The sequence below is a fragment of the Bacillus sp. 41-22 genome (assembly GCF_025809295.1).
GTDB classification, from domain to species: domain Bacteria; phylum Bacillota; class Bacilli; order Bacillales; family Bacillaceae_G; genus Bacillus_A; species Bacillus_A mycoides.
Map to the genome: position 1 here is coordinate 3,106,635 of NZ_CP084035.1, position 14,910 is coordinate 3,121,544.

The window sequence follows — 14,910 nt, forward strand, 5'->3', positions numbered from 1 at the left end:
TATACTTAATACTAATCTTTACTGTCATTTGTAAAAGGTACAGTTTATAATAATTTAAAATGACAGTTGGGGTGTATTAAGTGAAAGAACTCATTTTTAATATAGATCAGAGTGGTAATGTTCCAATGTATCAGCAAATATATGTTTATATACGGATGCAAATATTATCAGGAAAAATTACCTATGATACAAAACTACCTTCTATTCGACAATTAGCAGAACTTTTAAATGTAAGTAGAAATACTACACAAGTGGCTTATGAACAACTTCTAGCAGAAGGTTATATACGAAGTGAAAATAAAAAGGGCTATTTTGTACAGGCAAATATGTCTAATCAAGTACTTACATATGAGCCTACTGTAGTAACTCCTAGAGGAAGACAAAAAGATATAAGAAAAACCATTGATTTTAAAATTGGTACGGTGGACAGGGAGAACTTTCCTATTGCAAAGTGGAGAAGCCTAACAAATAAAGTCTTAATGGATCCTATCATGTATTCCTACGGGGAAAAACAAGGGGACATGTTGTTAAGGACAGCTATATCAGATTATCTGTTTCAATCAAGAGGTGTAAGTGCTGTTAATAAGCAAATACTGATTGGTAGCAGTACACAACATTTGTTATTGATTTTGACCCTTCTTTTAAAAAAAGAATTTCATCGGATAGCTGTAGAAGACCCTGGTTACAATGGAGCAAGGGAACTTTTTTCCTTACAGTCATTCTCCGTTGAACCTATAGCTGTTATTGAAAATGGCCTTGACGTTGATCAATTGTGTACAACAGACACAAGATTGGTATACGTTACACCAACTCATCATTTTCCATATGGATTAACGATGCCTGTTAGTGAAAGGTTACAACTCATTAACTGGGCTGAACAGGTTAATGGATATATTATTGAGGATGATTACGATAGTGAATTTCGTTATATTCATCAACCTGTCCCCTCTTTACATAGTATAGATTCTAATGATAGAACTGTGTATTTAAGCACATTTTCTAAAGCATTATTACCCTCAATCCGTGTAAGTTACATGGTATTACCTAAACGATTACTTCCTACGTATGAGAAAATTGGGCCTTTACTAGAACAAACTGCTTCTTCTGTTCATCAAAGAACGCTAGCCTACTTTATATCAGAGGGATATTGGTATGCACATTTAAGGAAAATGAAAACTCTTTATAAACGTAAAATAAAAGTACTATGCGAAGAGATCAATAAGCATTTTAAAAACAATATAAAAATCAAGGGTTACTACTCTGGTATTTATGTAGTTATTGAAGTCAAAACTCAAATGAGCGAGAAAGATTTGATAAATAAAGCATTTAGCAATGGCGTTACTGTTTATCCATGCTCTCAATATTTTGTTAAAAAAGCACCTAAATATCCACATATTCAATTAGGTTTAGGAAACTTAAGTGAACATGAGATTACTGAAGGTATCTGTAAATTAGCAAATATATGGCTTGAAAAAAATTAAAGTTAAATGAAGTAAACGATCCTGTTACTGGAGGTATATTTAGAGATTATGGTCAAGAAGCAAGCACATTGTTTCAAAAACTAGATAATCAAAAAAGATTTTTTGAAAAAGATTTTTTTTGAAGAGTCTTCTCAAATTAATGTTGAGTTTATATTAGGGTACCATACATGCCCATCAACTTAAGATTTTGAAGTACCCCGTCGCTATCCAGCTAATAAAAAGAAATATCCTCAAAATGAAAAAAATACGTTATTCTTTCTGTAGAATCATAGGAAAGGATGGCGTTTTTTATGTCTGTTTCTGTATCTGACGAATTACAACTATTCGCTCAAGAGATTCAAAGTTTTTTATCTCCAAATACCTTACGGGATCTTGCTAGAGATGTTGGTTTTGTACAACGAACCAGTAAGTACCAAGCAAAAGATTTAGTAGCTTTATGTGTATGGGTGAGCCAAAATGTAGCTATGACTTCTTTAACTCAGTTATCTAGCTGTTTAGAAGCATCAACAGAAGTACTCATCAGTCCTGAGGGACTGAATCAACGGTTTAATAAGGCGGCCGTCCAACTTTTACAACACCTACTAGCCGAACTACTAAGCAAAAAATTGGCCACATCTATGCCAATTTCTTCTCCATACACTTCTGTTTTCAAGCGTATTCGTATTTTAGATTCACCGGCGTATCTTCTGTACCGTGGATAACCAAAGTAGGTATATTAATTTCTTTTAACTTCCCCTCATAAGAATCATCGCCTTTAAGAAGTGAGTGATTAAATATACTGAGTAGGTTATTTGCTCGTTTTATTTCTTTTTCTACCTGCTTATAAGCCCTCTTCTCATCGAACTTATGCTTTGAACCACAGAGTAACACTGATCCTGTAACCAAGTAATTTGCAACAGATTCTTCATCCGACCAATTTAGTTTGGCCCCATTAGCATGGTAAGTGAGTATCTTCTCATCGATCGGAGGCAAATTCCGTTTGTTGTCTTCAGAGCCAAAAATACTTGATGCAATCAAAGTTATACTTAGAACTCGCTGAGGGTTCCTCAAGGCTACAATTTGAGCAATCATTCCACCCATTAGAAAAAGCAGGACAATAATATTAAATTGGCTTCCATTCGCAGGAGTTTAAGCCTTGTATTTATGACTATTTGGTTAAGCAATCGATATGTTGTGCTGAAACGTCAATATATTTAAAAAAGGATCTCTCTTAATAAAGAGAGATCCTTTTCTTATTTCTTCTTTTCTGTCGGTTGGCTTTGTTTAGCGAAATTAGATGAATCATCGAAATTCGGTTGCTTTTTACCAGCATTATTACTTCTACCTTTTCCCATATGTAATGCACCTCCCCTCATCCTTACTATTCCCAATAAAAAATCCTCTTGCATCCAAGAGGATTTTTTATTGGGCTCTTATTAATAATGCCAAACTGTTCTCCTAGTACTTCCAACACTTCCCGTCCTGCCATAGCTTTTAACCATGGTGTTGATGGTGGCCATCATGCGTATAATTTGTCTTGGAGTTTTCCTTTAAACAATACCTAAGTTCGGTTTCAGTCTTCGATTGCTTGGTAGACCGTGGTCCAGAAGTCTTGGATAAGATGCGATGGGGCCGGAGTTGACATCCCAACCTGGGTGAACAGAATTCCAATAAACTGTTTGTCTGGATCAGCGTAAGCTGTAGTGCCAGTTCCGCCATCCCAGCCGAATTGACCGATAGACGCGTAGTCTCCAAGATAGGTACGCACCCCCATCCCAAAGCCCCAGCCACCTTGTATCCCTTGTCCAAACGACAAATGGACGTTGTTTTTGGCCAAATCGTCTCGGTATACTTGTTGTTCAGGAGTAAGACGGTTGGTGGTCATCAGCTGGACTGCGGGCCTAGACAGAATCCGTTTGGTTCCGTGCATCCCTTTGTTCAACAGCATCTGCAAATACGCGTGATAATCGTCGATGGTTGCGAGCAGCCCACCACCGCCTGCTTGAAATGCTGGAGGTTTGCTGTAACGTCCGCCTGCACCCTCATCCCACACGATGAACTCACCTGTCTGCGGATCGGGGTTGAAGGCAGGTGGAAGCCGGTCAATCTTGAGCTCAGGCACGTAGAAACCAGTGTCCTTCATTCCCAGTGGATCGAATATGCGTTCGCGCAGGAACGACTCGAATGTCTGACCCGTGACCCTGGCAACAAGAATGCCGAGCACTTCAATACTGATATGATACTGCCACCGCTCTCCGGGCTGGTAGCTTAGCGGAAGTGCACCTAGGCGACACATAAACTCATCTGGATCGGGCATATCCTGCCCTGGCGTGTCGAATATCCCACTCTCGAAGAACGCGTTCATGATCGGAGAACCCATCAACGTGAGATCCACTCCGAGACCGAATGTGGAGGTCAACAGGTCTCGTACAGTGATAGGACGCCGTGCTGGGACGGTCTCTTCCAGTGGACCATCGGGCTGTTTCAACACCTGCCGGTCAGCGAGTTCGGGCAGCCATTTGTCTACTGGGTCGTCTAAATGCAGTTTGCACTCGTCGAGCAGAACCATTACTGGTGAAACTGCGATCGGCTTGCTAGTGGACGCCAATCGAAAGATCGTGTCCCGACGCATTGGTGCGCCACCATCATGCCTCATTGTTCCAAGCGCTTCGACGTGCGTCTCCCCGTTTCGGCTGACTAAGGCGACGAGCCCAGGAATCTTTCCAGAATCGACATGCTGCGCCAGTACATTGCGCATTTTGCGCAATCCTGTTTCAGAAAAGCCTTTATTGTTTTGTCCCATTTTGTTCTCCTTTAGTTTAGATTGAGATTTCTAATACATATTGACAATCAATTATTAGTTCTTCAAATAGAAAAATTCCCCTTTTTAATAATTTCGACAAAATGTATTTATGTATATGGAGGCATCATAAATCACTATCAACCTAAGATAAATTTATATCTATAATTCATAGAGAACGTTATTCTTTTTGTAGAAATATACAGAAAGGATGGCGATGTGTTGCTATCCCATTGTGGATTAAGTAGGAAGAGGTACTTTGAGGATAGTGCCTTTTCTTTATAAAAAATCCAAATGCTGATACATAATGAATTAATAAAGATAGGCTAATTTAAATTTATAGGGATTTAATAATAAGGAATGAAATCATTGAAAACATTCATGCAGCCATCAAAAAATATGATTATAAGATTTGCGAATTGATTATGATATATTTGAAAAACGCCGATATACTTTCAACTAAGTAAAAAAGCGCCCTGTAAACAGGGTGCTTCGAACGTATACGTTGCCTTTAATTATGATTAATATTAGCCGTTGGGTATAATGTTGTTCCTCCAATTGAAACCTTTATTTCATTTGTTAACGGAACATTTTGTTCATTAATAATTGTTCTCCACCATTCCCATGCAAGACCTGTACATTCTCTCGCTACGACTTTTACATTTTTTGAATTCGGTGGAAGTGGTATGACTGTAGAGAAATGAGCAGTTTTGTCTCTACCGCTTCCTTCCCAAGTTTTATGTGTTAGTACTTCTTTCCCATTTTGATCATATGAGAATTCATCCCAAGATACATCAAATTGAGCAACATATGCACCGTAATGATCAAGCGTCATTTTAGCACTTGAATATTCTGTAGTTGTAGTCTCAATATAATCTGTATTGTTATGAACAGCAGCAGTTGCATTATCTTTTAAAAAAGTACTTGTATATGAAATTGGGTATGCTGGATTTTTAAGACTTAATTCTGCATTATCTTTAATGATATTTCGTATTTCATTAAAATCTTTTGTAACAACCTTGTTATGCTCTTTTGAATCTCCACCTAATACTACAGCGGTAAAAGTACTTTCTTCAAAAATATCTTTGTACTGTCCACTCGTTTCCACGCTGTTATTCTTAAGTAAGGCTTTAAAAGCAGCTTGTACATCTTTGCTCTTAGATGTTGTTTCTAATTTTACATAAACAGTTCTACCATAAGCTACATTTGAGACCATAACAGGTGGAGCCGAATTACTTACACCTTTACGAGTTAACTCACCAAAAGTAACACTATTATCAAAAAGATCGGATGGATTGTTAGGTAGTTCAGCACTTACGGTATAAAATATTTGCTTATATGCCGCTACCATCACTTTTTTCTCTCCATTTGCAACCGCATTAAAATCAATGTTTAGACTGTTATCAAGATATTTAGCGTTAACGTTAAGGGCACTTGCGATTTGTGATTTACTATAAACCATAGATTCTGTATACTGCATTCTTGCAGGTAACGTATGTGTTTTAGAATACTTTTCATTCCAAGTAGATACTAAATCATCTACTGCTCCAGACACATTACCATATGTTGGATTTGGAACGGTTATTGTATTTTCTTTTCTCATGCCAGGTAAGTCTATACTAATATTCAAAGGTTTTCTCTTAGCCACTAATAAACTAGGTTGATTATCTGCAAAAGCTTTATTTGCAAGTTGTACGGCTCCTGGATACGTACGATTCACCACAGAATCAATAATCGAAATATCGACTGGTGAAGTTGTAAGTGATTTTTTCTCACGTTCCACTACTACAAATTTACCATTTGAATTGATACTTTCTTTCGGAACAAAACTCTCTACTCTATCACCATTTACTGCTAAAATATCTCTACTATCATACTTTAAACTTGCTATGCCAGTATCAATGCCACTAGCATTTTTTGTTGCATCATTTGCATTACCTGTTTGTGTTTCCGCGAAGGAAATAGATGAATAATTAATAGTGCATAAACTAACTAATAACATGTTAGAAATTTTATTCCTTTGTTGTTTTTCTTAATTTTCAAAAAATATCCCCTTCTGTTTTTCGTATTAAGGTATGATAATTATTTATAAATAATTGCCGAATAATAAACTTACATAAATACTTTTAAAAGTTCTTGAACTAATGGAATTACTCCACCTAAAAATTTCAAAACTGCCATTGCGATTTCCATATTATTTCCTCCTCTTTTGTTGTTGCTAAGATGTGATTTATCTTTATGTTTTTATTGTAGTAAGCGCTTACATTATTATTAATACATTCTTATATGTAATATTGCATATGAGAATGTAGCAGGTTCCCTTTGCATTGTTAATAAGAGTAGCATTAATCATATTTTCCATTCTCAGATAATGGTCTTCCTGGAAAACGTAAGTAAGCAATTTGTATGGCAAATCCTAATCTATTAGCGACTCCACGTTGTTTTTTTACTTTTTCAAATTAGAAGCACTCCATATTTAAACTGGTCTTTGAATCGTATATATTTTAAATCCATCCCAATAGAGTGTACTCTATGGATACAATTATAGTAGACTTATAAAATCTTAGTTAAGAGCGTCTCATAAGACTTAATCTCAAAAAAGGGGGTGATGTTTTGCGGAAAATCGGTTATATACATGTCAGTTCGACTAGCCAGAACCCTTCAAGGCAATTTCAGCAACTGAACGAAATTGGAATGGATATTATTTTTGAAGAAAAAGTTTCTGGAGCAACAAAGGATCGCGAGCAACTTCAAAAAATGTTTGAGGATTTACAGGAAGGTGACATTATTTATGTTACAAACTTAACTCGGATCACTCGTAACACACAGGATTTGTTTAAATTAATTGAGTTTATACGAGGTAAAAAAGCGAGCTTAAAATCACTAAAGGATACATAGCTAGATTTATCAGAAGATAATCGATACAGCCAGTTCTTAATTACTGTAATGGCTGGTGTTAACCAATTAGAGCGAGATCTTATTCGTATGCGACAACGTGAAGGGATTGAGTTTGCAAAAAAAGAAGGAAAGTTTAAAGGTCGTTTAAAGAAGTATCATGAAAATCACGCAGGAATGAATTATGCAGTAAAGCTATATAAAGAAGGAAATATGACTGTAAATCAACTTTGCGAAATTACGAATGTGTCTAGAGCTTCATATGCATGTGTACCCCTTCCCTCCTCACCCCATATATAATGAAAAGATGTAATAATTAACAGATAAGTAGAAATATATTATACAAACATTAGGTTGTCTATATAAAGAATAACATGCAAATAATTAAAGGGGGAATTTGTTCAAAATAAGTGAAAGCATACACTTTAACTACAGGGAAAGACAATTCATGTTTTAAAACCTTTCAAACCATTCATTTTACCTCAAAACGAATTCAAGACATTTAGATACCTATAATGCGTTATAAACTAATATGACCCTTCATTTTTTTGTATAGATTCTATATTTTTGAAATCAATGTAAAAATATAGGAAAAATACCTTTCGTTTAAAGAAAGGATATTTTTTAATTGCTTATATGGTATGTTGATGCAATCTATATTGTCCCATTAATTGTTCCTCACCCATTTGAACAATTTGCTTAGTAATTTCTCCACCAACAGAACCATTAGCACGCGCAGATGTTTCTGGACCAAGTGTAATCCCTAGTTCACGAGCAAATTCACATTTCATCTGCTCGATTGCACTTGCAGCAGCGGAAATATGAATTTCATTATTATTGTTTTCGTGTCTTTGAATATTCATAATTACACCTCCATTTTATTCGTATATAACATGTGCGTAATTATGATATTTATACATAACACGATTCATTTCTGTCTCATATTCTGTCTAGTAAATTGCTTTTCTTTTTTATACTCGATTAGATGAATTTAGAACGCATCCGAATCTTTGATTCCTAAAACATTCATTTCTTCTTTAAATAAACGCCATGGCTCTACTATTATTGCTTTTTCACGACCATCCCTTAAGGTGAAAACTCTTAAATATCCCATCATACACTCTCCTAAATATTTAAATTCACATTTCATTTTTATTGCTATTGCTATACATATTTATAACCTTCAAATACAAAAACAATAAGTTCCCTACTGAATAAAGACCTAAATACAGATACCCCCTATTTACTTTAGGATACTTTTTTAATTTCATTCACTCATTAGAACAAAAAATTGATGGCTTCTCCACCAAAAGAATTATGCTTCTGTTTTTAAAGTAACTCCAAAGAAAGTAATATTGCGCTAAATACCACTTATATGTACGGTATATACAGATTTAAAATTCCGAATGATTTGTTACCTTATTTATAGGATCTAAGTGGAATTATAAAGTGGGCAATAGGGCCTTGTTCTGCGGTTCATCTTCAAATTCTACCTCCAATTTATAAAAGTAAGGGGATAATTATGAAAAAACAAGCAATCACTGTCATTTCAACCGCGTTAACGTGTTTTTTACTTTCTAATGTAGGACATGCTCAGGAAAAACCTAAGCAATATTACACCGTTTTATTAAAAGACCCATCAAAATTTGAGCAAGGCATCACTGAGATAAAAAAGGAGAATGGAGAAATTACTTATACTGTCCCGGAGATAGGACTCATTCAATTCAAAGGAGATACACAAATTTCTAAAAATCAATCTCCCTTATTTGAATCAGTTAATCCTTCTTTGCAAGTCGAAAAACCAGAGGTTCCTCATTCCATAAAAATGCCTAATTTATCAACTCTTTCAACAAAAACATTAGATACAAACCTACCTCCCTTATGGGATATGCAATGGGACATGAAGGAAATTACTCATAATGGAGAAAGTTATAAAAAAGAAACTGGCTCTCATAATGTGGTTGTTGGAATTATTGATTCGGGAGTCGATGTGGATCATCCTGACTTAGTAAAAAATCTTATTCCTGGATCTAAAAACTTCGTTCCAAAGGGAGGATTGAGAGGTACTGAACCTGAAGAGACAGGTGATATTAATAATATAAATGATATCAATGGCCATGGAACTCTCGTTTCAGGATCTATTGCTGCAAATGGGGAATTAAAAGGCGTTGCTCCTGATACGGGAATCAGAGCATATCGTGTATTTGGAAATAAATCAGCTGATGCAGCCTGGGTCATTAATGCCATCATCGAAGCAGCTAAGGATGATGTAGATGTTATCAACCTTAGTCTTGGTTCCTATTATGTAAATGGAAAAGTCTATGAAAATGGAAAACTTGTAGACAATGGATGGGCAGAAGTAGAAGGTTACAAACGTGCTATAGAATATGCCAATCAGCATGGTAGTGTAGTAGTAGCTTCTGCAGGAAATGATTCTGTAAACGTGGCTAATAAACAGGAGCTAAATAACTTTCTTAAACAAAAATATGAAAAAGAGGGGAAAATATTTACTGGTGTAGGAATAGAAGCACCTGGGGAATTACCAGGTGTAGTAACAGTATCATCAACCGGTCCAACCGGACAACGTTCTGTATTCTCTAATTACGGAGAAGGGGTCATTGACATATCTGCTCCAGGAGGAGATTATCGTTTATGGCAACAATATGGCGAAGAGGTATGGTGGAATACTGGTCTTTTCCGACAAGAGGAAGTACTGACAACTTTTAATACTGGAAGATACTTATTTGCCGCTGGTACATCAATGGCAGTTCCGAAAGTATCCGCTACACTAGCTCTAATTATCAATCACTATAATTTTAAAAATCAACCGAAAAGATCAATTTCACACCTTTACAAAAACGGAATAAAGAAAGATATAGCACCTGATAAAGCCTCTTGGGGGAACGGACAGCTGGACGTATATAATGCTATTAAATAATGAAAAGGAACTATGACAATTCATAGTTCCTTTTTTCGTTACTAAAAAGAGAATGTATCGTGAATGAAATGCATGCCCCTTGAATCTCATTATTTTCAGCATGAATTTCTCCACCGTGTTTTTTAACCAATTTTTCCACGATATACAAACCAAGTCCATGATGTAGTTGATTTGACCTTGAAAGGTCACCTTGGTAGAATTTACTAAATAAAAACGGAATATCTTTTGTATTAAATCCAACTCCAGAATCCGAGATAGAAAAAGACATAACGTCTTTTTTCACCTCCACTTGCACATCAATTCTTCCTTTTTTTGGAGTAAAACGAATGCTATTAGAAATAATATTCGTAAGAATTTGATGCAAACGATTCGGATCAAGTGCAAACTTAAGATTTTTTTCTTCTGATTTAATAAGTAAAGTATAGGTTAATTGTATATCTTCATTTTCTGCCAATTCCTTAAACTCTTCAAGCATTTCTGGAATCATTTCAGCTGGAGCTATATTACAAATCATAAGAGTGAAATCAGGGTTGTCCACTTCAGAGACTCTCCTCATTTCTTCTGTTAAATGCAATACTCTTTCTGTATTATTCTTAATTGTTTGCAAGTAGTGATGAATCCGTTTTTGATTATTTGGCATGGGTTCCATTAATACTTCTACATGAGACAAAATAATAGTTAACGGTGTTCGCAAATCATGTGCAATGGAAGCAACCATATCCCGACGTTCCTGTTCTAATTTCCATTGAACATACAATGAATTTTTTAATTCTTCCTTCATACTATTGAAAGAATCAATTAATATACCTATTTCATTTTCACTTTCATATTTTATTTCAAAGTCTAAATCCTTGTTTTTAATTTTTTGTGAGGCCATTATTACCTCTTTGATAGGTTTATTCAACTGTTTTCCTAAACGCTTAGCTAATAAATAAGAATAAAGCGTTAAAAATATAAAAGGAACAAGAAAAGCAATAATAAATACATATTCTATGTAATAATCAATAGATGCAGCTAATATGTATCGTACAGCAAGCACACCAACTAGTTTACCATTACTTATAATTGGAATGTATTTTGTAATTAGTTTACCATTTTGAGTAGATGTATTTATTTTATGATACACTTCTTTATCATTTTTCAATAATTCATCGCTCAATGTACCATATAATCTATTTCCATTCGTATTCATAACTTGATAAGTAATTCCTTGCATTGGAATCACTTTCTCTAGTTTTTTTTGATAGGATAAATCTACTATTTTATCCCCATTCATTTCTACAAATTTTTCAATGCTGGGCACTTGTTTTTCATAATGGTTGGCAGGTAAAACAGATTTTTCATTATAAATAAAAAGAAAAGAGTATATTAAAATTAACGTACAAACCGTACTGACAATACTTAAAAATATTACAGCTGCAAATGTTAGAATAAATTGGTTTTTCAACGATAATTTTTTTAACATTAACATTTCTCCAACTTATAGCCAACTCCCCATACGGTTTTAATATGGTAAGTTGACATACCTAAACTTAACTTAGCTCTTAAGTTATTAATATGTACTATTATTGTATTGAGATCCCCAACTGCATCCAGCCCCCAAATTTTTTCATAAATTTGTTCCTTAGAAAAGATTTGTCCTAGATTTACCGTTAAAAGCTCTAATATTTTAAACTCTTTACTCGTTACATCTATTTTTACTCCATCAATGAAAACATCATGCTGTGAATAGTTAATGGTCAAGTTTCCTAAGAAACGTTGATTTTGCAAGTTTACACGTTCTCTTTTCTCACGCCTCAAGTGGGCCTCAACACGTGCAATTAGCTCCTTAACTTGGAATGGTTTTGTAATATAGTCATCTCCACCTAAAGTAAAGCCTTTTACTTTATCTATTTCTGAATGTTTAGCACTCAAAAATAGAATCGGGCATTTTATTTGTTCACGAACGACCTTACAAAATTCAAAACCGTCCATTTTAGGCATCATAATATCTAAAATGACTAAATCAACTTGTGTTTTTAAATGATCTAGCGCTTGTTCTCCATTGTAGGCCTTGAGAACTTTATAATCACGATCAGAGAATATATCAGAGAGTACATCTACAATTTCTGACTCATCATCTACAACAAGAATCGTTCCATTCATAAAAAAACACTCCTTTCTAGTTTAGATTAAAAATCTTATTATTTTGTAAAATATATTTTCTTGTTAATTAATATTCTTTTCATGAACAACTTTTTTATAGTAATAGTGGTTTGAAATGAAGAAAAATATTAATTGGAAGACTAAGAAAATAAAAAATATTAATATTATTGAGTAAATTTTAATTCCTCCCAATATATTTTGCAAGGCGTAGATTGCTATAAATAGATTTATCCCCCCCAGAATAATTGGTACAAAGAAAATTATAGCAATTTGAACCCTTAATGTTTTTTTTATTTCATTGAAATTCAAACCGATTTTTCTTAAAGAGTGAAATATTTTTCTATCATTAGATATATCTTCATATAACTTAAACCAAAGAAGACTGGATAAAGCAATTAACAAGATAAAACCGATAAATAATGCTATTATCCATAAAACTGAAGTTAATTGAACTGTATTTTCATAATGTAGAAGACGAACACTGGACTGTTCCTTTATCTCTAAAGGGAGTGTCTCAAATAATTTTTTTAGTGCACTATAACCCTTATTATTTTCCTTGAAATCTAATGTGTAAAATGAAACATGTTGAGTAGGTAATGATCCCTTCTCTAATTCATTAAAAGTATCTGCTGGTACAAAAGCTACATTATCTATCCGAGATACCGAGTTAATCGCCTGTTTTTCGACCATATTTTTTACTATCAATTCTGTATTACCGTTATTTGTTTGGATATGCAACTTATCGATATTCTCATTTTTTTTACTAAATAACAGGTTATCTTTTTTTGTTTCTGTCCAGTCCTTTATAAAGAATGAATCTGTTTGTAGTATAAAGGTTTTACCTTCTCCCTTTGATGAATTCAGTAATATACCTTCCCATTTTTTCTTATGAAATCCCTCAACCTCTCCTTTGAAGCTTTTCTCTAAAGCAGATTCTAGTGTATTCTCTTGTTTTTTATCAACAATAAATATAGCTGGCTGTGGGTGGCTATTTCGCATTCTTTGATCATTCAACTCTGAATATAAATATATGGAGCTGATTAATATCATTATCATTGATAAGAGTATTGAAACAAGGAAGATAATTTTAGCATTATAATAAAGTTTTTTCCTTAGACTTATAAATATTAGCATTCGAATGCCATTTAAATGCTTTTTTTCTTTATTGATTAAATAGGACACAGTTCCTACTAATCCGTGCGAACAAAAAAGGTACGTTCCTAATAATAAAAGAGCAGCTACAGGTAGAAAAGAGAATAATAGTACGGGTAAAGATGCATTAAGGATAAAAACATAAGAAATAACCAAAATTAACAGGGAAATAATGAATTTCTTCTTTGAAAACCTAGGTAAATCCTTTGGTTTTCTTGTCTCTTGAAATAATTCCAAAACAGAAATGCGTCCGATTTTATAATAACTACGCAATGAAACAAAAAAGAACAGAACTCCAAACAAAATAACTGTAAAAAAGGTAGCAATTGGAGAGAAGAAATAGGAAAATGACTCGCTTAAGAAGAGAGATTTCCCGATGAAATCAAAAAAGCTTTTGGATAGTACTATACCAATCATAATCCCAATTAAGATAGAAATTGCTCCAATTATCGAATTTTCTAAAACTATGATAATAAATAATTGTTTTTTTGAAGCTCCGAATGTTTTCCAAATACCAATTTCCTTTTTCCGTTCAGTAAGAAAATGGTCATAAGAATATGAAATGAAAAAGCATGAAAATAGCAAGATGATGAATTCACACGCAATTAACAGTTGCTCTATTCCAGAAACTTTTGGATATGAAAGAAATGCTGCGTACATATAAAAAATTGTAACTGATAGAATACAACTTACAAGATACACTATATACAGTGAAAGATTGCGAGTTATATTTTTAAGTGCGAGTGAAAATATTGACATCATTCTCCCCCACTTCCTTAGAGATATAGAGTAGTATACGTTGATTGAAACTGAATTGCTTTTCTTCATGGGAACGTTGCATCTCATGAACAATCTTGCCATCTTTCAAAAATATGACCCTGTTGCAAAAACTAGCAGCTACAGAGTCGTGAGTTACCATTAAGATTGTTGATTTATGTGTTTCATTCAATGTTTTTAGTATATTCAATACATCATAAGCAGATTTTGAATCTAGATTTCCCGTCGGTTCATCAGCAAATAACAGATAAGGATCGTTAATTAACGAACGAATAATAGCAGCTCTTTGCTGTTGTCCCCCAGAGATTTCATAGGGATACTTTGGCAAAAGCGGTTCAATATTTAGTTCATTCACTAATGTTTCGAGTTTATCCCTAACACCCTTTTTGCTCCCCATTCTTAAAGCTGCGGGTAGAAGAATATTTTCTTCAATTGTTAAGTGATCTAACAAATTGTAATTTTGAAAAATAAAACCAATATTTTCGCGACGATAATTGCTTAATTGATCACTATTCATATTAGTTAAATTCTGTCCCTTAATTGTAATTTCTCCATTTGAAGGAAAATCAAGAGAGGAAAGCACATTTAAAAGTGTAGACTTTCCACTCCCTGAAGGTCCCATAATCCCTACAAAATCTCCTTCATGAACAGTTAAGTTGACATTATTTAAAACTGGATATTCTTGGAAATTAGTTTTATAAACTTTCTCAATTCCTTTAGCTTCTAACATAATCATGGTAAAC

General features: G+C 34.0%; 9 protein-coding genes and 5 pseudogenes. 4 read left to right on the top strand and 10 right to left on the bottom strand.

Going from position 1 to position 14,910, the window contains the following annotated elements:
- Window positions 1-80 precede the first annotated feature (80 nt).
- Together LCF45_RS15875 and LCF45_RS15880 are read left to right on the top strand one after the other, a co-directional pair.
- The gene (locus tag LCF45_RS15875; RefSeq protein WP_002017132.1) at window positions 81-1,481 is read left to right on the top strand and encodes a MocR-like pyridoxine biosynthesis transcription factor PdxR; all 1,401 of its coding nucleotides are present in this window, start codon (window positions 81-83) and stop codon (window positions 1,479-1,481) included.
- A 290-nt stretch (window positions 1,482-1,771) separates the two neighbouring features.
- Window positions 1,772-2,170 (top strand): annotated as a pseudogene (locus LCF45_RS15880) (IS4 family transposase); the annotation flags it as partial.
- Here LCF45_RS15880 and LCF45_RS15885 read toward each other — a convergent pair.
- From LCF45_RS15885 to LCF45_RS27175, 4 genes and pseudogenes are all read right to left on the bottom strand, one after another.
- Window positions 2,136-2,561 (bottom strand): annotated as a pseudogene (locus LCF45_RS15885) (alpha/beta fold hydrolase); the annotation flags it as partial. The pseudogenes LCF45_RS15880 and LCF45_RS15885 overlap by 35 nt on opposite strands.
- A gap of 472 nt (window positions 2,562-3,033) precedes the next feature.
- Window positions 3,034-4,263: a serine hydrolase domain-containing protein gene (locus tag LCF45_RS15890; protein WP_002128176.1), complete on the bottom strand. Its 1,230-nt coding sequence runs from the start codon at window positions 4,261-4,263 to the stop codon at window positions 3,034-3,036.
- Window positions 4,264-4,771: 508 nt separating this feature from the next.
- Window positions 4,772-6,303: pseudogene (locus tag LCF45_RS15895) on the bottom strand (thiol-activated cytolysin family protein).
- A 311-nt stretch (window positions 6,304-6,614) separates the two neighbouring features.
- Window positions 6,615-6,710, bottom strand: a pseudogene (locus LCF45_RS27175) (DUF4158 domain-containing protein); the annotation flags it as partial.
- 163 nt (window positions 6,711-6,873) lie between these two features.
- On the opposite strand from LCF45_RS27175, the pseudogene LCF45_RS15900 reads away from it, so the two are divergent.
- A pseudogene (locus LCF45_RS15900) lies at window positions 6,874-7,455 on the top strand (recombinase family protein).
- 332 nt (window positions 7,456-7,787) lie between these two features.
- Here LCF45_RS15900 and LCF45_RS15905 read toward each other — a convergent pair.
- Both LCF45_RS15905 and LCF45_RS15910 read right to left on the bottom strand, forming a co-directional pair.
- Window positions 7,788-8,018 carry an alpha/beta-type small acid-soluble spore protein gene (locus tag LCF45_RS15905; protein ID WP_002128181.1) on the bottom strand — a complete coding sequence of 77 codons (231 nt, stop codon included), beginning with the start codon at window positions 8,016-8,018 and terminating at the stop codon, window positions 7,788-7,790.
- 128 nt (window positions 8,019-8,146) lie between these two features.
- The gene (locus LCF45_RS15910) at window positions 8,147-8,269 is read right to left on the bottom strand and encodes a hypothetical protein (protein WP_000541014.1); all 123 of its coding nucleotides are present in this window, start codon (window positions 8,267-8,269) and stop codon (window positions 8,147-8,149) included.
- Between the two features lie 408 nt (window positions 8,270-8,677).
- Between LCF45_RS15910 and LCF45_RS15915 the strand changes: the two genes are divergently transcribed.
- Complete coding sequence (locus LCF45_RS15915) at window positions 8,678-10,093, top strand: S8 family peptidase (RefSeq protein ID WP_000743643.1); 1,416 nt, start codon at window positions 8,678-8,680, stop codon at window positions 10,091-10,093.
- Window positions 10,094-10,103: 10 nt separating this feature from the next.
- On the opposite strand, the gene LCF45_RS15920 is transcribed toward LCF45_RS15915, so the two are convergent.
- The 4 genes from LCF45_RS15920 to LCF45_RS15935 all read right to left on the bottom strand — a co-directional run bounded on the left by LCF45_RS15920 (window position 10,104) and on the right by LCF45_RS15935 (window position 14,903).
- Window positions 10,104-11,558, bottom strand: a complete 1,455-nt coding sequence (locus LCF45_RS15920; protein ID WP_002128187.1) for a sensor histidine kinase — start codon at window positions 11,556-11,558, stop codon at window positions 10,104-10,106.
- Window positions 11,558-12,238 (bottom strand): response regulator transcription factor, encoded by a 681-nt coding sequence (locus LCF45_RS15925; RefSeq protein ID WP_001014563.1) that lies wholly within the window; start codon window positions 12,236-12,238, stop codon window positions 11,558-11,560. Before LCF45_RS15925 ends, LCF45_RS15920 begins: the two co-directional genes overlap by 1 nt.
- 63 nt (window positions 12,239-12,301) lie before the next feature.
- The gene (locus tag LCF45_RS15930) at window positions 12,302-14,149 is read right to left on the bottom strand and encodes an FtsX-like permease family protein (protein WP_263892961.1); all 1,848 of its coding nucleotides are present in this window, start codon (window positions 14,147-14,149) and stop codon (window positions 12,302-12,304) included.
- Window positions 14,124-14,903 carry an ABC transporter ATP-binding protein gene (locus tag LCF45_RS15935; RefSeq protein ID WP_002128192.1) on the bottom strand — a complete coding sequence of 260 codons (780 nt, stop codon included), beginning with the start codon at window positions 14,901-14,903 and terminating at the stop codon, window positions 14,124-14,126. The genes LCF45_RS15930 and LCF45_RS15935 overlap by 26 nt, the downstream gene beginning before the upstream one ends.
- Window positions 14,904-14,910: the final 7 nt, after the last annotated feature.

Bases quoted from the DNA above. Each gene is read 5' to 3' on its own strand.
- LCF45_RS15890 (WP_002128176.1), bottom strand. From the start codon at position 4,263: ATGGGACAAAACAATAAAGGCTTTTCTGAAACAGGATTGCGCAAAATG.
- LCF45_RS15925 (WP_001014563.1), bottom strand. From the start codon at position 12,238: ATGAATGGAACGATTCTTGTTGTAGATGATGAGTCAGAAATTGTAGAT.
- LCF45_RS15910 (WP_000541014.1), bottom strand. From the start codon at position 8,269: ATGGGATATTTAAGAGTTTTCACCTTAAGGGATGGTCGTGAAAAAGCA.
- LCF45_RS15920 (WP_002128187.1), bottom strand. From the start codon at position 11,558: ATGTTAAAAAAATTATCGTTGAAAAACCAATTTATTCTAACATTTGCA.
- LCF45_RS15930 (WP_263892961.1), bottom strand. From the start codon at position 14,149: ATGTCAATATTTTCACTCGCACTTAAAAATATAACTCGCAATCTTTCA.
- LCF45_RS15935 (WP_002128192.1), bottom strand. From the start codon at position 14,903: ATGATTATGTTAGAAGCTAAAGGAATTGAGAAAGTTTATAAAACTAAT.
- LCF45_RS15915 (WP_000743643.1), top strand. From the start codon at position 8,678: ATGAAAAAACAAGCAATCACTGTCATTTCAACCGCGTTAACGTGTTTT.
- LCF45_RS15905 (WP_002128181.1), bottom strand. From the start codon at position 8,018: ATGAATATTCAAAGACACGAAAACAATAATAATGAAATTCATATTTCC.